The organism is Weissella cibaria KACC 11862 (assembly GCF_000193635.1).
Lineage (GTDB): Bacteria > Bacillota > Bacilli > Lactobacillales > Lactobacillaceae > Weissella > Weissella cibaria.
In genome coordinates this window covers 52,235-75,257 of the sequence record NZ_AEKT01000035.1, presented here as the reverse complement: position 1 = coordinate 75,257, position 23,023 = coordinate 52,235, and the positions used below count along the sequence as shown (strand labels likewise).

Sequence of the window (23,023 nt, the reverse complement as noted above, 5' to 3'; positions counted from 1 at the left end):
TGGATGCGCAAATTATTTAGTAAGACTGAATGGAGCTGGATCTTTTATGATTGGGCGAATTCAGGTTATGGCATTATCGTGATAACGGCGGTTTTGCCGATTTGGTTAACATCGGTGGCTGCCAACAACGGTATTTCGGCGACACACGCGACGGCGTATTGGGGCTATGCCAATTCCATCGCAACCTTAGCTGGCGCGGTGTTGGCACCAATATTAGGTGCGTTGGCAGATTTCCAAGGAATGAAGGGACGGTTGTTCTACTTCTTTACGGCTTTGGGTGTGCTTGGCACGTTCGCTTTGACAGCAGTTCCGAGTGACAATCTGTTTCTCTTGCTAGCTGTCTTTGTGGTATCATTTATCGGGTACTCATCTGCAAATGTTTTCTACGATAGCTACATTACCGATGTAACGACCGATAAACGCATGGATATGGTGAGTTCAGCTGGGTATGGCTTTGGCTATTTAGGTGGCTTAGTACCGTTCATCATTTTTATGTTTGGACGTAGCTTTTTCTCGAGCTATGGCTCAGTTGAGTTCGCATTTGTGCTATCAGCGATTTGGTGGGCGGTGTTTACAATACCGTTTATGAAAAATGTGCGCCAAACCTATGCGTTGCCACGGGTTGAACATCAGGTTAAAGCGTCACTTAAGCGACTTTGGCATACCTTACGCGTTTTGCCAAAGTATCCAGCGTTAGCAGGCTTCCTGATTGCTTACTTCTTTTATATCGACGGAGTTAATACAATCTTTACGATGGCCTCATCTTTTGCTTTGGCTATCGGAATTCCAAGTGGCCAGTTGATTGTGGTATTGCTAGTTGTACAACTAATTGCCTTTCCATTCTCAATTGTCTACGGATGGTTGGCAAATCGGTTTGGTAACCGAAATGTTTTGATTATGGGGATGCTGATTTACATCGGAATTACATTATTTGCTATTTTTATTAATCACCCTAATCAATTCTGGTTACTCGCCTTTGGTGTTGGTTCATCACAAGGTGGTATGCAGGCGTTATCACGGTCATATCTTGGTCAGCTTGTACCTAAGGAACGAAGTAGCGAATTTTTTGGCTTTTTCAATATTTTTGGTAAGTTCTCGGCGATTATCGGACCTGCTATTTTTGGAATCGTGTCACAAACGACGGGTCGCGTCCAATACGCGGCTGGATCATTATCAATCCTTTTCTTGATTGGATTGGTTATTTTCCTACGATTGCCTAAGAAGACAACAGATTAAAACACAATTGAGAGGATTATTGAGATGAAAATTGCGATTGTAACGGACTCGACGGCTTATTTGAGCCACGACGAGGTCGCTGCACTTGATATCAAGGTAATGCCTATTCCAGTTATTATTGATGGAACGGTTTATCGTGAAGGTATCGATTTAACGACTGACGAATTTTATGAGAAACTAGCCACGTCCGCAAGTTTCCCATCAACATCACAACCAGCGGTTGGTGAATGGATTACGTTATTTGAGTCGTTGCAAGCGGATGGTTATGACGGTGCAATCGTTGTTAACCTAGCTGCAACGATTTCAGGAACTGTGAATACGGTTGCTGGACTAACGGATGCTGTGCCAGGCTTCCAAGTGTTTGGTTATGACTCAAAGATCACAGTGCGCTTAATGGGGCACTTGGTGATGAAGGCAGCTCAGATGGCTCAAAATGGTGCTGAACCTGCAGACATCATTGCGACGATGGATGAAATGGCTACCACAATGGATGAATACTTTATTGTGGATGACCTACAGAATTTGGTACGTGGTGGTCGCTTGTCAAATGCTTCTGCTATCATCGGAACGATGTTGAAGGTCAAGCCAATTTTAACGTTTGATAACGATTCAAATTATATTGTGCCCTTTGAGAAGGTACGCTCAATGAAGAAAGCCATGGCCCGCGCAGAAGAGTTGTTTGACCAGGCTCGCGCGGAGGCAAAATATCCCTTGCGTGCCATGGTAATTCATGCGAATGCACCTGAAGCAGGTGCAAAGTGGCGCGATGAGTTACAACAACGTCACCCTGATATGCCATTTGAATTAACTTATTTTGGACCGGTGATTGGTACTCACCTGGGAGCTGGGGCATTGGCTCTGGCTTGGATTCGTGAACCAGATTCACTCTAATTTATATTTTGCATTTATTAAGAAGGGGCATCATTTGATGCTCCTTTGTTTTATACACTAAAATATATGGTTTTAAATACTAGTTGTCAGGTTATTAAACCTTATTAACTTGAACTAAAGCCATAAAAATGGCATAATGGAAGTACTTAATAAAAAATAAACGGGGATTATATCACATGGCCCAAGTAAAAATTGTTACTGACTCAACAGCAATGTTGACACCTGAAGAAGCCGCAGAATTTGATGTTAAAATCGTACCATTGAGCATTACAATTGATGGCACGTCTTACCAGGATGGTGTGACGCTATCTCGTGTCGAATTTATGGATAAGATGGCGGAGGCAAAGAATTTGCCACAAACATCACAACCAGCGCTTGGTTACTTTACTGAAGTGTATGAGTCAATTATGGCGGCCGATCCAGAGACCCAGATTATTTCAATTCATTTGACTAAGGGGTTGTCTGGTACAGCCGACGCGGCACGCCAAGCTGCATTAATGGTTGAAGGTGATATTACAACGCTAGATTCTGAATTTATCGACCGTGCGGAAGGATTCCAAGTTTTGGCAGCTGCGAAGTTGGCTGCGGCCGGCGCTTCGAAAGAAGCGGTTTTGGCTGAAATACAACGCGTTCGTGATAACACGCAACTGTATCTGACAGTTTCTAATTTAGATAATTTAGTAGCTGGTGGTCGTCTATCGAAGACAGCTGGGTTTATTGCCGGTGTCTTAAATATCAAGGTTGGTGCTCACATTGAGCAAGGTAATATCAACGTTGAGGTTAAGGGACGTGGGGCGAAGTCAACTAAAGCTTATCTGAAAAAGATTGTTGAGCAAATGCAAGCAGCCCCTAATGGGGTTGCAGCAATTGGTATCTCACACGCAGGTATCCCAGTTGAAGCACAGGAGCTAGCCGACAAGGTTAATGAAGTTTTCCCAGACGTTAAGATTGTGGTTCAGCAAACTTCACCAACTGTCTCAACGCACACTGGTGCAGGTGCAATTGGTTTCAGTTATTTATTAAAGTAATATAGTGTTTAAAATGAGTGATTTCACGTTTTTGTGGGTTCACTCATTTTTTGTGTCACGAAATATGGTAGAATAGTAAGTCAGAATAATGATATCGAGGAGGCGAACCAAGTTGAAACAATCAAAACATCGACGGTTTATTTTAGGACTTTTGGTGGTATCGGTTGCGACGAGTCTCCTAAACGTTGGCCAGGTCAACGCGGCTGAGAAATCAAATATTCGGTTGGTTGCAGTTGGCGATTCCCTAACCGAGGGGATTGGCGATACGACAAAACAGCAAGGCTATACAAAACGCACAGCAAAGTTATTAACCAAAGCTTACGGCGTTCGGGTAAAAACGGCTAATTATGGTAAGGCTGGTGATCGGTCTGATCAGATTTTGCGGCGGGTAAAGTCTGATAAAAAAGCGGTCCGTGATATAAAAAAGGCCGATATGATTGTCATGACTGTGGGGGGCAACGACTTACAACAAACGCTGTTTAAAGCGATTTTTGCAAAATCAGATACGGCTGTGACGAAAGAAGTTGTTAAGAGCATGCCGACCTACACTGAAAAACTTATGAAACTCATGAAGTTCATCCAGCAAAAGAATCCAGATGCACCCATTTTTTTGTTTGGTAATTACAATCCTCTCTATGTCTATTTGGCAAACCGCCAAGACTTAAATGCGGATGTTAAAATTTACAACGGCATCAATGCGAATATTGCGGCCACTGATTCGCAGGTGTACTATGTGTCAACATTTAAAACATTGACTTATGGGCAGTACCAAACGCGTGCTGCGCGACAGCAATTAGTTAAGGAATCAGAACAGGCAAACCGGGGCTCGCTTAACAACAAAATGGTGCAGGATACGTTGAATGGTAAAAGTGATAAGGAATTAAATGCTTATATTACAACACTTGATCACTATCACCCGAATAATAAAGGGTATGACAAAATGAGTAAATTGCTTGTGAAGCGAATGGCAGAAAAAGAATCAGAATGGCTGGTGAAGTAGATGCAACGACGTAAGGTAACACGATTCGGTTTTGTTATGCCTAGTCGTGATCGCGTACAAGGTATCATTACAGGTGTAGGTGCCACGATTGTTGTGATGGTATTGATTGTGATTGGCTTGCTTTTATTACCACAGGACCGACAACAAGCGGTAGATACGCAACCACAACTCAGTCAGGCGGCTTTTGAAGTCAGCGTCGATCGCACTGAGCTTAATGCGATTGTTGAAAAATACTTAAATGATGATCCGTCATTAAAAAATAAATTCCGTTTTGAAATGACAAAAACTGGCATGATGGTGTATGGTACATACAAGCTCTTGGGTCAAAATGTCGATTTTGGTATGAAGATGACGCCAGAAGTAACAAAACACGGTGGCATTCTATTGCATGCTGATTCGGTCGCCGTTGGACAACTACCATTGCCTGTTAAGTACGTTATGGGCTATATCGGCAACATGATGAACTTGCCAGACTGGCTAAACATTAACACGTCAAAGCAAACCATTCTCATCGATCTCGGTAAGACGCCGAAGGTTAATGATATGCGGTTTAAAGCGGTGACAATCGAGCCGGCCCAGAACAAATTTGTTTTCCGCGGAGGATTTACACGATAATGCGACGTCCATTTTTTTCATGGTTGATGACGCAACGCAATCCGGTAACGTTTGACGAAGTGCAAACGTTTGCCAATGCCGCGTTTTACGACCATCAATTTCCAAAACAAGCGGAAGATTTTGAAAGCTTGTCTCGTTATTTAGAAGAAAATGCAAGTTACTTGCATAGTATGTCGATTTTTGATGAAGCTTGGTCTCGTTACTTGGCATCAGAAGAATAGGACGAATTGGTGGGTTACCACCATACATAGAAAGGAGTCTATTATGGCCCAAATTATTCAATGGTTCCCTGGTCACATGGCCAAAGCCTTCCGCTTAATGCGTGAGAATTTAAAGTACGTTGATATTGTGTTTGAATTGGTGGATGCTCGTATCCCAGTTTCATCACGTAACCCTGAACTGGATGAGGTGTTGGGGAACAAGCCGCGTTTGTTGGTGATGACGAAGACAGACTTGGCTGATCCTGAGCGAACTAAGGCTTGGACTAAGTATTTCGTGGATCAAGGCCTTGAAGTCGTTGCATTAGACACTCGTGGTCACAAAACGCCACAAATTATGACGAAGGCTGCGCGCAAGGTATTAGCCGATAAGTGGGCCGCCCTTGAAGAAAAAGGCGTCAAAGATAAGCCAATTCGTGCCCTTGTTGCAGGAATTCCGAACGTTGGTAAGTCGACGTTGTTGAATCACTTGGTCACGAAGAATGTTGCGATTACAGGTGATCGTCCTGGTGTAACAAAGAAGTTGCAATGGTTGAAGACACCGACCAACTTGGAGCTTTTGGACACGCCGGGAGTGTTATGGCCAAAGTTTGAAGATCAACGCGTTGGTGAGCACCTGGCGATGACTGGGGCAATTAAGGACCAATTGATTAACCAAGATGATATTGCGTTGGCGACTTTAAAGTTTATGCGGACATATAATCCAGATGCTATCGTGGCACGTTATCATTTGGCAGACGACGCTTGGGAAACGAACACCGACGTTGAACTGTTATTACTGATTACCCAAAAGTTAGGCTTTAAGGATGATTATGATCGCGCAGCTGAACGGATGTTGCTTGATTTGCGTCGTGGTAAGTTAGGCACATACACGGTTGAAATGCCAGAAGATCACATCGGAGAAGTGGTTGATGACTAAAGCTGAGACGATTTCGGCCATTAAGCTAGCCCTGGCAGCGCAGCCAACGGCAGCTGATTTAGTACGCTGGCGACAGGATGACCGAATCGGTGTGCAAAAATTACTTGATCGTTACGAAAAGCAGCAACAGAAACAAGCTGAAAAGTTGGCAGCCTTTCAGGCCCGACTTTCGTTTGAACGAGATGCTTGGTCGGAGGGCCTTGTCTTAGCTGGGGTTGATGAAGTTGGTCGCGGCCCGTTAGCTGGTCCAGTGGTGGCGGCAGCGGTTGTAATTGATGATCAATTTGATTTGTTGGCAGTTCATGATTCAAAGCAATTGTCCGAGAAAGCCCGATTGGCCTTGGATGCGGCAATTAAAGAAGAAGTAGTTGCCTTCGCGTTTGGTGTTGTTGATGCTGCTGCTATCGACACATTGAATATTTATGAGGCGTCACGGGTGGCGATGAAACAGGCCATTGAGAATTTATCCGTTCAGGTCGATGGTTTACTGATTGACGCGATGACGGTTGATTTACCGTTGCCACAAGAGAAGCTAATTAAAGGTGACGATCGGAGCATTTCAATCGGAGCAGCGTCAATTTTGGCTAAAAATTTCCGTGATGACTTAATGGCGGCGTATGCGGTTGACTATCCTGGATATGGCTTTGATCACAATGCTGGTTATGGTACAGCTGAGCATTTGGCAGGTCTAGCTGCCTACGGTGTCACACCAATCCACCGACGAACGTTTGCGCCGGTGAAACAATACTTGGCATAAACGGACTTAGAAACCGTTGTAAAAAAGAAAAATCACGTTGTGTAACGTCTTTCCTGGTTAGGAGGGATATGATGACACGACGTGATTTTTTATTATGGGTTCGATTATTACCGGGAATTGGTTTAATGGGGCGTCATAAAATTTGGCAATTTTTGCAAGAAACACAGCGCCAGCGATTGACGTTGCAAGAAATATTTACATTGACGGAATTGTCTGCTGATGCCCAAACTAAAATTAGAGACGCGATACGGTCGGGAGAACTACGTCGTGTTTACAATTTGGTCAAACAATACTCAGTGGTCACCTTGGCTGATGATGCCTATCCAGAACTACTAAGAGAAATTGCCCAACCACCACTTTGTCTTTTCTTTCAAGGTGATTTTACCTTGGTAAATCGGGCATGTGTGGCCATTGTGGGGGCACGTGAATTGACGCCGTATGGTCAGCAAGTATTGGCGACATGGCTACCGCACTTGGTTAGCGCGCAATTGGTCACCGTATCAGGTTTAGCACGAGGTACAGACGAAGCTGTCCATCGGGGCACCCTGGCGCATGGTGGGCAAACAATCGCTGTGATTGGAACCGGCGTTGACGTGGCTTATCCAAAGCGGCGTGATAATTTGCAAACCCAAATCAGTCAGCAGGGACTCATCTTAAGTGAGTATTTACCATGGGAGCCCCCGGCAAAGCATCACTTTCCGGAACGAAACCGCATTATTGCCGGGTTAGCCCAAGCAACTGTTATCGTTGAAGCACGCCAAAAATCGGGATCGTTAATTACGGCCAATGTAGCTCTTGATGAAAATCGGGTTGTGATGGCGGTGCCAGGTCCAGTGACTAACCCACTTTCGGCAGGGACTAACGCATTAATTGTAGCAGGCGCAATACCGCTTATTTCGCCAGCCCAGATTTTGGCAGAGTACGTTAACGCTTGGTAAATGTTTCACAGATGACCTAGTTAGCATTTGTCAAATTCTAGACAGGTAGTGTATAGTACTTTAGTGATAGAGCATTTTAACTGCTATATATAGAAGAAAACAAAAAACTAACAGAAAAGAGGTCCACGCCATGGCAACAGAAACAGAAAAAAAGCCAGCTAAAAAGCGTGCGACGACTACGAAAGCCAAAACAAAGTCTAAGGCGAAGCCAAAGAAAAACTTGGTAATCGTTGAGTCTCCATCGAAAGCGAAAACGATTGAAAAGTATCTAGGTAGCACATATAAGGTGGTTGCTAGTATTGGCCACATTCGTGATTTGCCAAAGTCAACCATGGGTGTTGATATCGAGAATGATTACGCACCAAAGTACATTAATATTCGTGGTAAAGGAGATGTGATCAAGGGGCTAAAGAAAGATGCAAAGGCCGCTAAACATGTTTACTTGGCATCCGACCCGGATCGTGAAGGGGAGGCCATTGCTTGGCATTTGTCACACATTTTAGATTTGGATTTAGAGTCTGGTGAAAACCGAGTTGTGTTCAACGAAATCACCAAAGATGCGGTTAAGGACGCTTTTAAGCAGCCACGTAAGATTGATATGGATCTTGTAGATGCCCAACAGGCTCGACGTGTCTTGGATCGTTTGGTTGGTTACTCAATTTCACCAATTTTGTGGAAGAAGGTTAAAAAAGGCTTGTCTGCTGGCCGTGTGCAATCTGTCGCACTAGGGCTCGTTATTGCACGTGAAAATGAAATTCAGGCCTTCCAACCGGATGAGTATTGGACAATGGACTCAGAGTTCAAGAAGGACAAAACGACCTTTAAAGCCACTTTTTATGGCGTTGACGGTAAGAAATTGGAATTGCCCGATAATGAAGCTGTTCAAGATATCTTACGACGCCTTAATCAAAAGAGTGATTTTGATATTACCAAGGTTGAAGCTAAGGAACGCAAGCGTAATCCACAGCCGGCCTTTACGACATCAACTTTGCAACAAACTGCGAACACCCAGTTAAACTTCCGCACCCGGAAAACAATGATGGCGGCACAACAGTTGTATGAAGGTATCAACTTAGGGGGTAAAGAGGGTAGTGTTGGATTAATTACCTACATGCGTACCGATTCAACGCGAATTTCTGAAATCGCCAAGGCTGATGCGTCAACGTTTATTCATGAAGAATATGGTGCTGAGTACGCAGCAACTAAGCCAGTCCAAGGTAAGCAACAAGAAGGTGCCCAAGATGCCCACGAAGCAATTCGACCAACGTCGGTTTTCCGGACACCAGCGTCGATTAAGGATAAGTTGACGAATGACCAGTTTAAGTTGTATCAACTCATCTGGTCACGTTTTGTGGCAAGTCAAATGACGCCTGAAATTTTGGATACCATGGCAGTTACGATTGAGCAAAACGGGGTGATGTTCCGTGCCAATGGTTCAAAGACGAAGTTTGCTGGATTTACGAAGGCGTATCCGGCTGCGAAGGAAAAGGATAACAAGCTACCAACGTTAACGGTTGGCGACTTGGTTCAGTTGGCTAAAATGTCACCTGAACAGCACTTTACCCAACCGCCTGCCCGCTATACTGAAGCGGCCTTAGTTAAGGCACTTGAAGAGAATGGCGTTGGTCGACCATCAACGTATGCTGCGACGATTGAAACGATTCAGAAGCGTGGCTACGTCCGAATTGATGCGAAGAAATTTGTGCCAACCGAACTAGGTGAGTTGGTCCAAAATACAGTGCAAGAATTTTTCCCAGATGTGACAAACATTAAATTTACAGCTGAAGTTGAAACGAGCTTAGATAACGTTGAGGCAGGCAAAGAAAATTGGGTCAAAGTGATAGACGATTTCTTCAAGCCGTTTTCTAAGGAGTTAACGAAAGCCGAAACGGAAATGGAAAAGATTGTATTAAAGGACCGTTTGGCTGGCTTCAATTGTGACGTCTGTGGGGCACCGATGCTTGAAAAGATGGGACGCTATGGTAAGTTCTACGCTTGTTCTCGATTCCCTGATTGTCGTAACACACAAACGATTGTTGAAGAAATTGGACTTGGTTGCCCAAAGTGTGGTATCGGACAAATTGTTGAGCGAAAGACGAAGCGTGGTCGCACATTTTATGGTTGCTCACGTTACCCAGATTGTGATTTTGTCTCATGGGACAAGCCAACTGAGAAGACGCGTGCTGATGGTACGACACCAAAGGACGACGAAGAAGTTGCAGATACTAAGGCTGAAAAAGAAACAGAGCAGGCAAAATAAAGATGGATACGGCAACGTTGACGGGCTTGTTTTTGGACTATTTGCGGGTTGAGCGGCAATATTCTGAGGATACCCAAAAAGCATATCAATCGGATATTACTGAATTTGTTGCATTCTTGACGGATTCTGGGGATGGTAAACCAGTTGATTTAACTACCATCGATCAGTATGATGCACGTGTGTTTCTGTCGATGCTTTACGAAAAAGGTGACGTCAGCCGGACGATTGCGCGCAAAGTGAGCTCTTTACGGGCGTTTTATCGATTTTTAGAGCGCAACGCAGTTGTTACGACAAACCCGTTTGCAGGTGTACAACTCAAAAAGGCTGGGCAACATTTGCCACGATACTTTTATGAGAAAGAATTGAACAAACTTTTTGACGTCGTCATGGCTGATACGAGCCTGCTCGGATTGCGCAATCGATTGTTACTCGAGATTTTATATGGCACGGGGGCCCGTGTATCGGAAGCAGCAGGCTTAACGTTAGGCATGCTAGATCAAGCTGCCCGAGTAATCACGATAACTGGTAAGGGGAATAAGACGCGCATTGTACCATATGGTCAATATGCGGCTGATGCGCTAGCGAGTTATTTACGTGATGCCCGCCCACAGTTGCTTGCCAAAAGTCCGGTTATGCATGACAAACTATTCGTTAATCAACGTGGTCAGGCATTAACGGCTAGCGGGATTGAATACATTCTGAAGCAATTGGCCAAGAAGGCTGGCTTGACGCAGATGATTTCCGCGCACATGTTCCGCCACACATATGCAACGGATATGCTGAATAACGGTGCTGATTTGCGAACGGTGCAACAACTATTGGGCCACAGCAGTTTAAGTACAACTCAGATTTATACGCACGTGACAACGGATGCTTTACAAAAAAGTTACCGTGATTTTTTTCCACGAGCAACAGAATAATTACTTTGAGGTTCATGTTACTTGGCATGGACCTCTTTTTTTCATAAACCTGTCGATTATTTATGAAAATCATTTACAATTCGTGCATAGATTTTATGTAAAAAATTTGCTATGATAAAAATATTGAAGAAAACGTTTACAGAACGGACTGGGGGAAGAAGAGCATGTCAGTCAAGCTAGAAAATGACAGTATCACCGTCGTCATTTCAGAAATGGGTGCTGAATTAGTCAGTGTGACTAATAAAGAAAGTGGCCTAGAATATATGTGGGAAGCCGATCCTAATTTTTGGGGCCGCCACGCACCGAACCTTTTCCCCATTGTTGGGCGTTTAAAGGGTGATCGTTACAAGTATCGTGATAAGACGTACTTTATGGCCCAACACGGTTTCGCACGAGATAATGAATTTGATTTAGTTGAGAAGACTGCTAATACAGCACGCTTCCGTTTGGTTGATAATGATGAATCGTTTTCGATTTATCCCTTTCATTTCCAATTTGACGTGTTGTACCGTCTGACAGAGCAAGATACGTTGGGCATTGCCTATGTGGTGACAAACACCGACACGCATGACATTTATTTCTCCGTTGGTGGTCACCCAGGGTTCCGTGCGCCACTAGAAGCGGGCGAAAAGTTTACGGATTACTACATCAACGTTGAACCACAACGTAAGTACAATCGTGCCAAGTTAGTCGGTCCGTACTTGGACAATAATTTAGAATCAACGTTTGACACGCGCATTCCATTGCGTCTTCGTCGAGATGATTATAAGGACGATGCAATCATTCTGCGATTGGACCAAAATCCAGTGTCGATTGTTTTGGCCAAGTTGAGTGAGTCACACGGTGTTACCATGCATATCCAAAACGCGAAGTACGTTGGTATTTGGACGCCATATGCTAAAGAGGCACCATTTGTGGCAATTGAACCTTGGTGGGGAATCGCCGACACAGTTGACGCAGATGGTGAGTTGCACCACAAGTATGGCATCAACACACTAGCACCAGCTCAAACATTTACCGGTTCATATTCACTGACATTTTTCTAACGAACAACAAAAAGGAGAGCCAAACGGCTCTCCTTTTTGTTTACTTATTATTTTGCTGACGCCAATAGCCAAAACCAAAATGAACCAATGATTCTGTACCATTTTTGATACGGACAATATTTTCACGATGCCGATAGAACACGAAAATGGTCAGGGCAACCGCAATAACAGATAGCAGCCAATCATGGAGCCAGAAGATTGAAATCAAGCTGACGAGCGTGAAGCCGATCATTGAGGCCATTGAAACCATCGACGTTAACAGGATAACTGTCAAAAAGATAGCAAAGGCAACGACGAATAGCAGTGGGTTATAAGTCAATAAAACACCCATTGAAGTGGCAACTGCTTTGCCACCTTTGAACCCAATCCACATTGAGAAAGTGTGACCGAGAATGGCACCAAGGCCAACTACCATGTGGGTCCAAGCAGGAGCCGGTCCCCAAATCATTGCCATTGACGCACCCACAGATCCCTTCAAGATATCCAGAATAAGGACTGCCACACCGGCTTTTGTACCTAGGACACGAAAGGTGTTGGTGGTTCCGATATTACCAGAGCCGAGTTGCAAGATGTTCTTTTTAAAAAAAAGACGTCCAATCCAGTAGCCAAACGGCATTGAACCGAAAACATAGGCTAAAATGAAACTAATAATAAAATGCGTAATCGTCACGATTAACACTCCTTTGATATGCAATTTTAAAAAGTGAATAAGTGCATGTTCTGAAAAACAGAACAGTTTCAATTTTAGCATGATTTTAGTCGGCCGGCCTTTAATAATTTTTAACTAAATCCGTGCAGATTCTTGGTATGGCACTAATTATTCATGATTAAGTCGATACTAGCCGGTTGGAATTTTGACTAATTTGCGTGCCTAACTGTCGGAAATGGTGTATGATTAAATCATTGAAAAAACAAAGAAATTGGAGATTTATCTGATGGCTAAGATGTTGGTTTTCGGACACCAAAACCCTGATACAGACACGATTGCTTCAGCATTCGCTGCATCATACTTTTTGAACAAGGCATACAACCAAGATACTGAGGCTGTGGCTTTGGGAACACCAAATGCAGAAACGCAATTTGCATTGAATTACTTTAAGGTTGACGCACCTCGTGTAATTGAAAGTGCTGACACAGAAGAAGTTTTCTTGGTTGACCACAATGAAGCTGCGCAATCAGTTGCGAACATTGCAGACGTAACTGTTTACGGTGTGTACGATCACCACAAGATTAACTTCTCATCAGCTGCTCCTTTGTACTTCATCAACAAGCCATGGGGTTCTGTTGCAACTGTTTTGTACTATGAGTTCCAAACAGCCAACGTTGAGATTCCTGCTGAAATTGCTGGTTTGATGGCATCAGCTATCATTTCTGACACGTTGTTGTTGAAGAGCCCAACGACAACGCCAATGGACAAGCCTGCTTTGGAAGCCTTGGCTAAGATTGCTGGTTTGGCAGATTATGAGGCTTACGGTTTGGAGATGTTGAAGGCAGGTACTGACTTGTCATCACGTTCAGCCAAGGAATTGATTGATGGCGATGCAAAGTCATTTGAGTTGAATGGTTCAACGGTTCGCATCGGTCAAGTAAACACAGTTGATGTTGAGGATGTCTTCTCACGTCGTGATGAAGTGGTTGCGGCGATGGAAGCTGAGTTGGCTGAAGATGGTTATAACACTTTTGTTTTCGTTGTGACGAACATTTTGGACTCAGATTCAGATATTTTGGTTTTGGGTGATAACCTGGATAAGGTTGAAGCTGCCTTTGACGTTAAGTTGGCAGACGGTCGTGCATCATTGCCTGGTGTTGTATCACGTAAGAAGCAAGTGGTACCACCATTGACTGACGCTTTTAACGCTTAATATGAATGATAGTATGGCAAATTGTTGCGTTGATAGTTTGCCTAAAAAGACCTCATCGGTTTGTCGATGAGGTCTTTTTTGTCATTTCAGTTAATAAGCGACTGTTTGCTTGGATTTTCTCGAGATGTTGGAGACGTACCTGGCTTTGGTTGTGCCAGTGGATAATCTCTTGGACGGAGATTTCATGCACGACATCTTGGCCCCCGGAATGAATGATGAATGAGTGTAGTGTCACAACGTTGTCAGACACACTAAACCAATTCGGCATGACCATTTTTTGATCGGCAGTTGCTTGCTTATCTGGCCAAACAAAGTAGCGTGTTGTGCCAGAAACGAGGTGCGGTTCAATTTGCCAACCGTTTGACGGGTGCTTGACTTCTTGCCAACGGCCATCGGTAATGTTTGACGTTGCATAGTTGATGATTGCGGCAAAGTAAAGCAACTGGTTATCGTGTAGTTGCTTGGTTGTAAGCGGGGTGCGGTGGGACTGTGTTGATTTGGGTACGGTGGTTGTTGTTTTTTTGGTTGTCACTGGTTTTTCTGCCTCGTAACTGAACAGAAAAGTGCCAAATAGTAATAGTCCAATAACGGCTAACCTGACTAATATTCGCATCACATTGTTCTCCTAGATAAGAAATAGCTGGCTCGTTCAAGGATTCCTAAATTCGAGCCAGCTATTTTAGTTTTGATAAAAGAAGTTTGAAACACTCTGAACACTGTTTTGATCACCGACGAAGTAGAGTGTATCTCCCTGGAATACTTTCGCATAAGGACCGGGTGAGATTGTTAATTTATCTTCATGCATAATTCCCACTAAGGTTGTGCCCGTTTTGTGCCAAAAATTTAGTTCACGTAGCTCTTTTTCAAACATGGCCGATGGTACGGTTAAAGCCAATTCAAAAGGTGTTAAGGGATTGTGCTGTTGATAATGTTGTGACTGATCGATAAATGATTGTAGGGAAGTGCCTAAAGTAGCTAGCGCTGCTTGTTGGGCTTTAATTTGATTTTTGAGGTCTTGTTGTAGCGATTGTAAGCCGTTCACTTCTTGTTCAGTATTGACGTAGTCTTGGGCTTTTTGACGGGATGTCACAACCACGCCGCTACCATGACGTGTTTCAACAATGCCCAAATCCACTAATACGCTAATCGCACGTCGAGCCGTTTCAGCTGACACACCAAAAGTTGTGGCCAGAGTTGAGCGAGCATGAATTTTATCACCCACCTTCAATTGATTGGTGCTGATTTTTTCTGCAATTCGTAATGCAATAACGCGATATCGCGGTTGTTTAATTGCTGCCATGGATTTACCTCGAATTTAACTGTTTATCACTGCAACAATTGGCGAAGATCTAGAACCTTTACCATTTATATGTTGCCTTCGCCCTTTCAGAATAGCACACTTGTTTTCTATTGGACAACTTTTCCCGTGCGATAAATAAAATTGGTATACCATCAAAGCGTTAGCTTAATGATAGCATTTGTACCGTATATGCAACACGGCGGTACAGGCGTTTAAATTTGACCTAAGTGACAACTTTATGTTTACAATAGAGTTGTCACTTAGCGAAAGTGAGAGTATTCGATCAAGTAGGAGGAGAGTTATGGCTAAGGTAGAAATAGAGCACTTAACCAAGATTTTTGGTAAGCGAATCAAACCAGCATTGCAGTTGGTAGAAAAACAAGTACCAAAAACAGAAATATTAAAGCGTACTGGTGCGACAGTTGGTGTTTATGATGCTAACTTGTCAATTGAGGAAGGTGAAATTTTCGTGATTATGGGACTTTCAGGGTCTGGTAAGTCAACGTTAATCCGCTTATTAAACCGTTTGATTGAACCAACTTCAGGTTCAATTTTCCTTGATGGACAAGATGTCTCTAAACTAAACAAGGAACAATTATTGGATGTTCGTCGCAAGAAGATGAGCATGGTCTTCCAAAGTTTCGGGTTATTCCCGCATCGAACGATTCTAGAAAATACTGAGTATGGTCTAGAAGTGCAGGGCGTGCCAAAGGCCGAACGTCGTGAACGCGCTGAGAAAGCGCTGGACAACGCAAATTTGTTGGCCTTCAAGGATCAATATCCTAAGCAACTATCAGGTGGGATGCAACAACGTGTTGGATTGGCCCGCGCTTTGGCAAACGACCCTGAAATTTTGCTGATGGACGAAGCGTTTTCGGCTTTGGATCCGTTGATTCGTCGTGATATGCAAGATGAATTGCTTGATTTACAAGCAAAGTTTCAAAAGACAATTATTTTTATTTCCCACGATTTGAATGAAGCGCTTCGTATTGGTGATCGCATTGCGATTATGAAGGACGGACAAGTCCAACAAGTTGGTACGGGAGAAGAAATTCTGACGAACCCAGCGAACGATTACGTGCGTGAGTTTATTGAAGATGTTGACCGTTCAAAGGTTTTGACGGCTGAAAACATTATGATTCCACCAATTTATACGAACATCGAAGTTGATGGTCCAAACGTGGCGCTTAAGAAGATGCGTGTTGAAGAAGTCAGTGGCTTAGTTGCCATTGATCGTGGCCGTCATTTCCGTGGCTTTGTTACCAGTGAAGATGCCTTGCGTGCTCGTGCGGAAGGTTTGCCATTATCTGAAGTGGCGACTGAAATGCCAACGGTTGCGAAGGACATGGTTGTGGCAGATATTATGCCACTTATTTATGATTCACCAACCCCATTAGCGGTGGTTGATGAAGGACGTCTACGAGGCGTTATCATCCGTGGTCGAGTGCTTGAAGCGCTGGCAGAGACATCGGAAACGGAGGACAACTAATTTATGACATTATTAATTGGAAAAATTCCCGTCGCGGGTTGGGTCGAGTCGGCCGTTAATTGGTTAACGTCAAACCTGAGTGGCTTCTTTGACGCCATTCAAACCGGTGGTAATCATTTGATGAACGGGATGACAAATGGCTTGATTGCTATGCCATCTTGGGCAGTTATTATTGGCGTTACCATATTTGCCATTTTATCTTCTGGGAAAAAGTGGGGCTTTGCGGCCTTTACATTCCTAGGGTTATTGTTTATTGCCAATCAAAATTTGTGGTCTGATTTGATGAACACATTGACTTTGGTTGTGGTATCAAGTTTAGTATCAATTGTTATCGGTGTGCCATTGGGAATCTGGATGGCTAAAAAGGAAACAGTTGCTAAGATTGTGCAACCGGTCTTGGACTTTATGCAAACCATGCCTGGATTTGTGTACCTAATTCCGGCAGTTGCCTTCTTTGGAATTGGGGTAGTGCCTGGTGTATTTGCGTCAGTTATTTTCGCATTACCACCAACAGTGCGAATGTCAAATTTGGGTATCCGACAGGTACCGAAAGACTTGGTTGAAGCGGCCGATTCTTACGGTTCAACACCTAAGCAAAAATTATTTAAGTTAGAGTTACCTTTGGCGACTGGTACGATTTTAGCTGGTATTAATCAAACGATTATGTTGGCATTGTCAATGGTTGTGATTGCCTCAATGATTGGTGCACCAGGACTTGGTCGTGGTGTATTGTCAGCGGTTCAAAACGCTGATATTGGTAAGGGATTCGTTAATGGGCTAGCCTTAGTTATTCTGGCCATTATTATTGATCGCTTTACACAGAAGTTGAATGTTGACCCAGCGGCTAAACAACAAGCGTCAAAGGGTCGTTGGAAGATGTGGACAGCATTAGCAGTTGCTGTGGCTATGGTTGGAACCGGCGTTATCAATGCAGTTACTTCAACTAAGTCAGCCAAAGAATCTGTTAATTTGGTTTATGTACAATGGGATTCGGAAGTTGCCTCAAGCAATGTTTTAGCCGAGGCAATGCGTGAACATGGCTATAACGTTAAGTTAACGCCACTTGATAATTCGATTATGTGGCAATCTGTGGCTAATGGACAAGCGGATGCATCCGTGTCTGCCTGGTTACCTAATACACACGCTGCACAATATAAGAAGTACAAAGATCAAATTGATTTATTAGGACCAAATTTGACTGGCGCCACAACTGGTTTTGTCGTGCCAAGCTACATGAATGTTCAGTCGATTTCAGACTTGACCACACAAGCAGGTAAGACTGTAACCGGGATTGAGCCGGGGGCTGGTGTGATGAAGTCTGCGGACAAGGCTCTGGCAGACTATGGTCTTAAGGAACAGGGATGGACGGTCACGCCATCATCATCAGGTGCCATGGCAGTTGCGTTAGGTAAGGCGATTAAAGAACATAAGGACATCGTGATTACGGGGTGGCAGCCCCACTGGATGTTCCAAAAGTATGATTTGAAGTATCTAAAGGACCCAAAGCAATCATTTGGTAAGGCAGAATCGATCAATACGTTTACGCGTAAGGGATTAAAAGCTGATAAGCCAGACGTGTACAAAGTTTTGAAGAACTTCCATTGGACCAAAGAAGATATGGGTGAAGTAATGCTCGCAACTTCAAATGGTAAATCAGCGAAGGAAGCTGCCAAGGATTGGATTAAGGCACACCCTAAGCAGGTTGATGCTTGGTTCAAGTAATAGGAGGATGTATGACCGAACAAATTGAGGATGCCTGTATCTATTTCGTGGTACTGGCAGTAGTGATTATTATCAGTATGACGTTATTAGCAGACAAGTCTTTGTTTGCACAAGCAATGTTGCTTTTAGGAGCAATGACGGGAACCGTCATGCTTGTTAAACAATGGCGTGACAATTAATGAGGTTATAAAACCCGAGACAAGGAATTCGCTTGTCTCGGGTTTTTTCGTCTACTCATTTAAAAAATAGCTTGACGTATTTGCTCAGTAAGTTACAATTAGTTTGTGAGTTATCTAATTTATCGGACTTATTTACACTTGTAAATGGAACAAACGGTTGTTTCATCAGTGGGTTTAGTTGTGAATAATGTCGATAAATAGTTGTTGATAATTGCACAATGATAATAATTGAAAAATGTTGTGGGGTATATAACATGAAAATTGCAGTAATTGGTAGCACACACGCAGGAACCTTTTCAGCGACGCAAATTAAACAATTGCATGCTGAGGCTGACATTACGGTTTATGAACAGCACACGACGGTGTCGTTCCTGTCATGTGGGATTGCTTTGTGGGTAGGTAATCACGTTTCGGATGAACAACGTATGTTTTATGAAACACCAGCTTCAATGACTGAACAAGGAATTACAATGAAAATGCAACACCAAGTTGTTGAAGCCGACTTGGTAAACAAGCGTATTCGGGCTAAGAATCTATTGACCGGTGATTTTGCAGATGAGACGTTTGATAAAATTGTTATTACAACTGGTTCAAAGCCATTAGTCCCAAAGATTCCAGGCATCGATAATGATAAAATTTATATGGTGAAATCTTGGGAAGACGCTAACCGAATTAAGGAAGTGGCGGATGATGTGAAGCGTGTGGTTGTAATTGGTGCAGGTTACATTGGGGCCGAAATTGCAGAGCAATTTTCAGTAACTGGTAAGAAAGTTACGCTAATCGATGGTTTTGATCGCGTGTTGCCTAAGAACTTCAGTCCAGTAATTACTGATCGTCTGGAAGCGGCGTTCCAGGAAAACGATGTCACATTAGCTTTGCAACAACTGGTAACCGGCTTTGAAGATGCCGCAGATGGCGGTATTCGAGTGACAACTAATCAAGGTACTTATGAAGCGGATATTGCGGTGCTTGGGATTGGTTTCTTACCAAATACGGACTTGTTCAAGGGCCAAGTTGATATGCTACCAAACGGGGCCATCTTAACGAACGCGTATATGGAAACAAGTTTGCCTGACGTTTATGCCGCTGGTGATGCCACGACTGTTTTCTACAATCCAACGCAAGCCTATGACTATATTCCATTAGCCACGAATGCGATTCGCCAGGGGATGCTCGTTGCACGTAACATTGATGGTCATCACTTGGCTTACTCAGGGACGCAAGCAACGTCGGCAGTGGAATTGTATGGTTATGCCATGTCAGCAACCGGGCTGAACAAGGGGTCTGCTGAAGCGCGGGGCTTAGATGTCGTTGAAACGGTTCATGAGGAAGATTATCGACCTGATTTTATGTTGTCGACGACACCAGTGTTATCAACGTTAACTTGGGATCGCAAAACACGGCGAGTGCTGGGGGCGGCCTTTATGTCAAAGCATGACATTACGCAAGCGGCGAATGTTGTCTCATTGGCCATTCAAAATCAAATGACCATTGACGATTTGGCGATGGCTGATTTCTTCTTCCAACCTAACTTTACGCAACCGGTTAATTTTGTAGGTGCAACGGCCTTACAAGCGGTTAGTGATGCACAAAACAAAAATTAATCCTAATAAAAGCTTGACAATAAAATGAGTATTGTCTAATATAATACTCATAGAAAAAACGAATAAATAGTTAGTAAAAACAAGATGATCAGGGAAGTACGATTGCTAGCAAAGTTCAGAGAGTTACGGGTGGTGAGACGTAGCGTGCGGTAGTACTCAGAAAATGGCCTGTGATTGGGTGTTGTGAATGGCAAGTTCATAAGCGACACACGGGTGGTTACCGTTAACAAACACGCGTATCGACATAGCATCATTTCGCTCCCTGTCCGCACGTTGTGAGGCTTTTCAGGTGACTGAACAAGCGAATTTAGAATGGTACCACGGGCTTAAACCGTTTCTATACTTCTCATATTGAGAATGTGTATAGAAACGGTTTTTTTATTTACAACTAGGGGTGGAGATTATGACAATTAATAAAAAGCAAGTATTAGTATCAGCAGTGGCAGTGGCTGGTTTAGCAGCTGTAGTGGCTTTGTATGTAACAAATGATGGGGCAGTTTCCGCTGCGAACGAAAAGACTGTAACCGTTGGCTTGGTTGGAGATTCTGACCGTCAATTATGGGAATATGTCAAAAAAGATGCGCAGAAGAAGTATGGCATCGATGTGAAGTTGAAGTTGTTCACGGATTACGTTAAGCCAAATCAAGCATTAGTTGATGGTTCGATCGATTTGAATTCATTCCAAACGATTAATTATTTCGATGTTCAAAATAAGCATTTTAAGAATAAGTTAGTGGGGATTGGTAAGACGTATGTGACACCAATTCGTATCTATTCTGATAATCACAAGTCTTTGAAGGATTTGCCGGAAAAAGCAACGATTATCGTACCGAATGACGCATCGAATGAAAAACGTGCGTTGGATGTCCTAGAGGCCGCGGGATTGATTAAATACAACCATGACGCCAAGTTGCCAACTGCTCAGGATGTAACGGAGAACAAGAAACATTTCCAAATTAAGGAAGTTTCTTCAGACCAAACTGCTGCCGCGTTGAAGGGTGCTGATGCGGCAGTTGTTAATACCAATTACGCCCTTGATGCAAAGTTGGATATTGACAAGGCGTTGTTCGTGGAACCGGTTAATAAAGCTAACAAGGGTTACATTAACATCATTGCTGCACGTAAGGGTACGCAAAATAAAAAGGTATACAAGCAAGTGGTTAAAACCTATCAAACCGAGGCTACCAAGAAGCACATGAAGCAGCTATATGGATCAGCAGAAATCCCTGCGTGGGATATCAAGTTAAAGTAATTTAGGGGGATAACAATATGGCAGAACAAACAGCAATTTTTGCAGGTGGATGTTTTTGGTGCATGGTCCAACCATTTGAAACATTAACAGGTATTTCACTCGTCCGCTCTGGTTACACGGGTGGTCATAAGGATAATCCAACCTATGAAGAAGTTAAGGCACACCAAACGGGTCACACCGAAGCCGTAAAAGTTTGGTTTGACGACGATGCAATCTCATACGAAGATTTGGTCGCCTTATATTGGCAGACGGCAGATCCGACTGATGCGATGGGGCAGTTTGAAGATCGCGGTGACAATTACCGACCTGTGATTTTTGTTAATTCACCTGAGCAACGACAGATTGCTGAGGCGTCTAAAGTTGCTTTGCAAGAATCGGGCATTTTTGGAGATGATGCGATTGTGACAACGATTGAAGATGCCACAACTTTCTGGGAAGCTGAAGAATATCACCAGGAATTCTATCGTAAAAACGTTGAGCGCTACAACGAAGAAAAGCAATCACGTGATGCATACAAAGAGAAGTTCTGGGGTAGCACAACACACTAACCACGTAACAGACCACACAACTCGGCTGGGTTGTGTGGTTTTTTTGAAGGAATTATGATGAGACATGGATGTTGCTGACTAAATCGTATGAATTTTGTATACTATCTAATGGAGTAAATGAAAGAGAGATGACGATAGCATGCATTTTACGTTTTTGGTCAACCCAGCGGCAAGTTCTGGACAAGCCGTTGCAAGTTGGCAAGTGCTTGAATCGTACCTGAAGGAGCAAGCGACGGACTATGAGGTTCGTTTTTCGCAACGCGCAGGTGATATTAAAGAATGGACACGCCTGTTTGCAAAGTATCAACAGGCTTCGGATCAAACACTCGTCATCGTGGGCGGGGATGGTTCGCTCAATGAAGCAATAAATGGTGCTATGGCGTACAGCAATGCAAATCAGTTGCCATTGGCTTATATTCCTGCTGGGTCAGGCAATGACTTTGCACGAGCCCGTCAATTACCAACTGACCCAGTTGCGGGCTTTAAACGGATTCTGACCAACGTGACCGCGGGTACGCCAGAACGAATCGATATTGGTGAATATGTGGATGCGATTAAGCGGGAACACCGCTACTTCGTGAATAATGTTGGCATTGGGTTTGATGCAACAACGGTCAAATTAGCTAACGCATCCACACACAAGAAAATATTGAATAAATTAAAGTTAGGTAAATTAGTCTATTTGTCAGCACTCTTCAAGACATTTAGTCTGCAAGATACTTTTCAAATCGAGTTAGATGTTAATCAGCGCCGGCATTACTTTAATCGGGGCTACTTACTGACATTGTCAAATCATCCATATTTTGGCGGGGGCATTAAAATTATGCCGGATGCCGATGAAAGAGACGGTTTAATTGACTTGATTGTGATTGAGCGTCCCAAAGTGTTTATTAAACTATTCGTCATTCTAGCGCAATTGATGCGCGGTAAACACTATCAGTACAAGGAAGTTCATCGCTTTACGGCTACCCAAATTCGCATTCGAACAGCGCGGTTAGAATTTGGCCATGCCGACGGTGAAGAACTTGGCTCGCGGGCGTTTGATATGGTAGCAACAACGCAGCCTTATCCATTTTGGTAATATTGACCGGAATTTTGGACATTTCATTAAAATGTGAAAAAACAGTGTTACACTGATTAAGTGAGTTTTTGTGCAATTTTTTTAGAAAGAAGGCATTCGTATGGCAACGCTCTTGGAGTTGTTCGCGACGACGCTTGTGCTATATCTCTTGACGTATG

General features: G+C 43.5%; 23 protein-coding genes. 20 read left to right on the top strand and 3 right to left on the bottom strand.

The genetic code is table 11. The features are described 5' to 3' along the window. Positions 1-3: 3 nt before the first annotated feature. From ESE_RS0108130 to ESE_RS0108075, 12 genes are all read left to right on the top strand, one after another. A complete protein-coding gene (locus ESE_RS0108130; protein WP_010373727.1) occupies positions 4-1,236 on the top strand; it encodes an MFS transporter in 1,233 nt (410 codons plus the stop codon). Positions 1,237-1,260: 24 nt separating this feature from the next. Continuing rightward, positions 1,261-2,127: a DegV family protein gene (locus tag ESE_RS0108125; protein WP_010373726.1), complete on the top strand. Its 867-nt coding sequence runs from the start codon at positions 1,261-1,263 to the stop codon at positions 2,125-2,127. A 176-nt stretch (positions 2,128-2,303) separates the two neighbouring features. Beyond that, the gene (locus ESE_RS0108120; RefSeq protein WP_010373725.1) at positions 2,304-3,155 is read left to right on the top strand and encodes a DegV family protein; all 852 of its coding nucleotides are present in this window, start codon (positions 2,304-2,306) and stop codon (positions 3,153-3,155) included. A 112-nt stretch (positions 3,156-3,267) separates the two neighbouring features. After that, positions 3,268-4,155, top strand: a complete 888-nt coding sequence (locus tag ESE_RS0108115; RefSeq protein WP_010373724.1) for a GDSL-type esterase/lipase family protein — start codon at positions 3,268-3,270, stop codon at positions 4,153-4,155. Then, positions 4,156-4,770 carry a YpmS family protein gene (locus tag ESE_RS0108110; protein ID WP_010373723.1) on the top strand — a complete coding sequence of 205 codons (615 nt, stop codon included), beginning with the start codon at positions 4,156-4,158 and terminating at the stop codon, positions 4,768-4,770. Further along, positions 4,770-4,991: a YozE family protein gene (locus ESE_RS0108105; RefSeq protein WP_010373722.1), complete on the top strand. Its 222-nt coding sequence runs from the start codon at positions 4,770-4,772 to the stop codon at positions 4,989-4,991. The genes ESE_RS0108110 and ESE_RS0108105 overlap by 1 nt, the downstream gene beginning before the upstream one ends. A gap of 43 nt (positions 4,992-5,034) precedes the next feature. Further along, positions 5,035-5,907 (top strand): ribosome biogenesis GTPase YlqF, encoded by an 873-nt coding sequence (gene ylqF / locus ESE_RS0108100; protein ID WP_010373721.1) that lies wholly within the window; start codon positions 5,035-5,037, stop codon positions 5,905-5,907. After that, entirely contained in the window at positions 5,900-6,664 is a 765-nt protein-coding gene (locus ESE_RS0108095) for a ribonuclease HII (RefSeq protein ID WP_010373720.1), read from the top strand. Before ylqF ends, ESE_RS0108095 begins: the two co-directional genes overlap by 8 nt. A gap of 68 nt (positions 6,665-6,732) precedes the next feature. Next, entirely contained in the window at positions 6,733-7,602 is an 870-nt protein-coding gene (gene dprA / locus ESE_RS0108090; protein WP_029237497.1) for a DNA-processing protein DprA, read from the top strand. Between the two features lie 130 nt (positions 7,603-7,732). Continuing rightward, positions 7,733-9,862 (top strand): type I DNA topoisomerase, encoded by a 2,130-nt coding sequence (gene topA / locus ESE_RS0108085; protein WP_010373718.1) that lies wholly within the window; start codon positions 7,733-7,735, stop codon positions 9,860-9,862. 2 nt (positions 9,863-9,864) lie between these two features. Then, positions 9,865-10,782 (top strand): tyrosine recombinase XerC, encoded by a 918-nt coding sequence (xerC, locus tag ESE_RS0108080; protein WP_010373717.1) that lies wholly within the window; start codon positions 9,865-9,867, stop codon positions 10,780-10,782. Between the two features lie 164 nt (positions 10,783-10,946). Continuing rightward, positions 10,947-11,828, top strand: a complete 882-nt coding sequence (locus ESE_RS0108075; protein ID WP_010373716.1) for an aldose 1-epimerase family protein — start codon at positions 10,947-10,949, stop codon at positions 11,826-11,828. A 40-nt stretch (positions 11,829-11,868) separates the two neighbouring features. Here ESE_RS0108075 and plsY read toward each other — a convergent pair whose 3' ends face one another. Further along, a complete protein-coding gene (gene plsY / locus ESE_RS0108070) occupies positions 11,869-12,498 on the bottom strand; it encodes a glycerol-3-phosphate 1-O-acyltransferase PlsY (protein WP_010373715.1) in 630 nt (209 codons plus the stop codon). 265 nt (positions 12,499-12,763) lie between these two features. Here plsY and ESE_RS0108065 point away from each other — a divergent pair, with 265 nt between their 5' ends. Then, positions 12,764-13,690, top strand: coding sequence for a manganese-dependent inorganic pyrophosphatase (locus tag ESE_RS0108065; RefSeq protein WP_010373714.1), 927 nt, complete (start codon positions 12,764-12,766; stop codon positions 13,688-13,690). Between the two features lie 52 nt (positions 13,691-13,742). Here the strand turns inward: ESE_RS0108065 and ESE_RS0108060 are convergent, their stop codons facing one another. Then, entirely contained in the window at positions 13,743-14,303 is a 561-nt protein-coding gene (locus ESE_RS0108060; protein WP_010373713.1) for a hypothetical protein, read from the bottom strand. A gap of 66 nt (positions 14,304-14,369) precedes the next feature. Continuing rightward, entirely contained in the window at positions 14,370-14,990 is a 621-nt protein-coding gene (locus tag ESE_RS0108055) for a GntR family transcriptional regulator (protein ID WP_010373712.1), read from the bottom strand. 301 nt (positions 14,991-15,291) lie between these two features. On the opposite strand from ESE_RS0108055, the gene ESE_RS0108050 reads away from it, so the two are divergent. The 7 genes from ESE_RS0108050 to ESE_RS0108020 all read left to right on the top strand — a co-directional run bounded on the left by ESE_RS0108050 (position 15,292) and on the right by ESE_RS0108020 (position 22,865). Continuing rightward, complete coding sequence (locus ESE_RS0108050) at positions 15,292-16,479, top strand: quaternary amine ABC transporter ATP-binding protein (protein WP_010373711.1); 1,188 nt, start codon at positions 15,292-15,294, stop codon at positions 16,477-16,479. A gap of 3 nt (positions 16,480-16,482) precedes the next feature. After that, positions 16,483-18,201, top strand: a complete 1,719-nt coding sequence (locus tag ESE_RS0108045) for an ABC transporter permease/substrate binding protein (RefSeq protein WP_010373710.1) — start codon at positions 16,483-16,485, stop codon at positions 18,199-18,201. 11 nt (positions 18,202-18,212) lie between these two features. Next, complete coding sequence (locus tag ESE_RS12370; protein WP_010373709.1) at positions 18,213-18,380, top strand: hypothetical protein; 168 nt, start codon at positions 18,213-18,215, stop codon at positions 18,378-18,380. A 254-nt stretch (positions 18,381-18,634) separates the two neighbouring features. Then, positions 18,635-19,984, top strand: a complete 1,350-nt coding sequence (locus ESE_RS0108035; RefSeq protein ID WP_010373708.1) for an FAD-dependent oxidoreductase — start codon at positions 18,635-18,637, stop codon at positions 19,982-19,984. Between the two features lie 403 nt (positions 19,985-20,387). Next, the gene (locus ESE_RS0108030; RefSeq protein WP_010373707.1) at positions 20,388-21,236 is read left to right on the top strand and encodes a MetQ/NlpA family ABC transporter substrate-binding protein; all 849 of its coding nucleotides are present in this window, start codon (positions 20,388-20,390) and stop codon (positions 21,234-21,236) included. Positions 21,237-21,253: 17 nt separating this feature from the next. Beyond that, positions 21,254-21,784 carry a peptide-methionine (S)-S-oxide reductase MsrA gene (gene msrA, locus ESE_RS0108025; protein WP_010373706.1) on the top strand — a complete coding sequence of 177 codons (531 nt, stop codon included), beginning with the start codon at positions 21,254-21,256 and terminating at the stop codon, positions 21,782-21,784. A 139-nt stretch (positions 21,785-21,923) separates the two neighbouring features. Continuing rightward, complete coding sequence (locus ESE_RS0108020) at positions 21,924-22,865, top strand: diacylglycerol/lipid kinase family protein (RefSeq protein ID WP_010373705.1); 942 nt, start codon at positions 21,924-21,926, stop codon at positions 22,863-22,865. Positions 22,866-23,023: the final 158 nt, after the last annotated feature.

Coding starts and splice junctions, on each gene's coding strand:
- ESE_RS0108130 (WP_010373727.1), top strand. CDS start 4: ATGCGCAAATTATTTAGTAAGACTGAATGGAGCTGGATCTTTTATGAT.
- ESE_RS0108125 (WP_010373726.1), top strand. CDS start 1,261: ATGAAAATTGCGATTGTAACGGACTCGACGGCTTATTTGAGCCACGAC.
- ESE_RS0108120 (WP_010373725.1), top strand. CDS start 2,304: ATGGCCCAAGTAAAAATTGTTACTGACTCAACAGCAATGTTGACACCT.
- ESE_RS0108110 (WP_010373723.1), top strand. CDS start 4,156: ATGCAACGACGTAAGGTAACACGATTCGGTTTTGTTATGCCTAGTCGT.
- ESE_RS0108105 (WP_010373722.1), top strand. CDS start 4,770: ATGCGACGTCCATTTTTTTCATGGTTGATGACGCAACGCAATCCGGTA.
- ylqF (WP_010373721.1), top strand. CDS start 5,035: ATGGCCCAAATTATTCAATGGTTCCCTGGTCACATGGCCAAAGCCTTC.
- ESE_RS0108095 (WP_010373720.1), top strand. CDS start 5,900: ATGACTAAAGCTGAGACGATTTCGGCCATTAAGCTAGCCCTGGCAGCG.
- dprA (WP_029237497.1), top strand. CDS start 6,733: ATGATGACACGACGTGATTTTTTATTATGGGTTCGATTATTACCGGGA.
- topA (WP_010373718.1), top strand. CDS start 7,733: ATGGCAACAGAAACAGAAAAAAAGCCAGCTAAAAAGCGTGCGACGACT.
- xerC (WP_010373717.1), top strand. CDS start 9,865: ATGGATACGGCAACGTTGACGGGCTTGTTTTTGGACTATTTGCGGGTT.
- ESE_RS0108075 (WP_010373716.1), top strand. CDS start 10,947: ATGTCAGTCAAGCTAGAAAATGACAGTATCACCGTCGTCATTTCAGAA.
- ESE_RS0108065 (WP_010373714.1), top strand. CDS start 12,764: ATGGCTAAGATGTTGGTTTTCGGACACCAAAACCCTGATACAGACACG.
- ESE_RS0108060 (WP_010373713.1), bottom strand. CDS start 14,303: ATGCGAATATTAGTCAGGTTAGCCGTTATTGGACTATTACTATTTGGC.
- ESE_RS0108055 (WP_010373712.1), bottom strand. CDS start 14,990: ATGGCAGCAATTAAACAACCGCGATATCGCGTTATTGCATTACGAATT.
- ESE_RS0108050 (WP_010373711.1), top strand. CDS start 15,292: ATGGCTAAGGTAGAAATAGAGCACTTAACCAAGATTTTTGGTAAGCGA.
- ESE_RS0108045 (WP_010373710.1), top strand. CDS start 16,483: ATGACATTATTAATTGGAAAAATTCCCGTCGCGGGTTGGGTCGAGTCG.
- ESE_RS12370 (WP_010373709.1), top strand. CDS start 18,213: ATGACCGAACAAATTGAGGATGCCTGTATCTATTTCGTGGTACTGGCA.
- ESE_RS0108035 (WP_010373708.1), top strand. CDS start 18,635: ATGAAAATTGCAGTAATTGGTAGCACACACGCAGGAACCTTTTCAGCG.
- ESE_RS0108030 (WP_010373707.1), top strand. CDS start 20,388: ATGACAATTAATAAAAAGCAAGTATTAGTATCAGCAGTGGCAGTGGCT.
- msrA (WP_010373706.1), top strand. CDS start 21,254: ATGGCAGAACAAACAGCAATTTTTGCAGGTGGATGTTTTTGGTGCATG.
- ESE_RS0108020 (WP_010373705.1), top strand. CDS start 21,924: ATGCATTTTACGTTTTTGGTCAACCCAGCGGCAAGTTCTGGACAAGCC.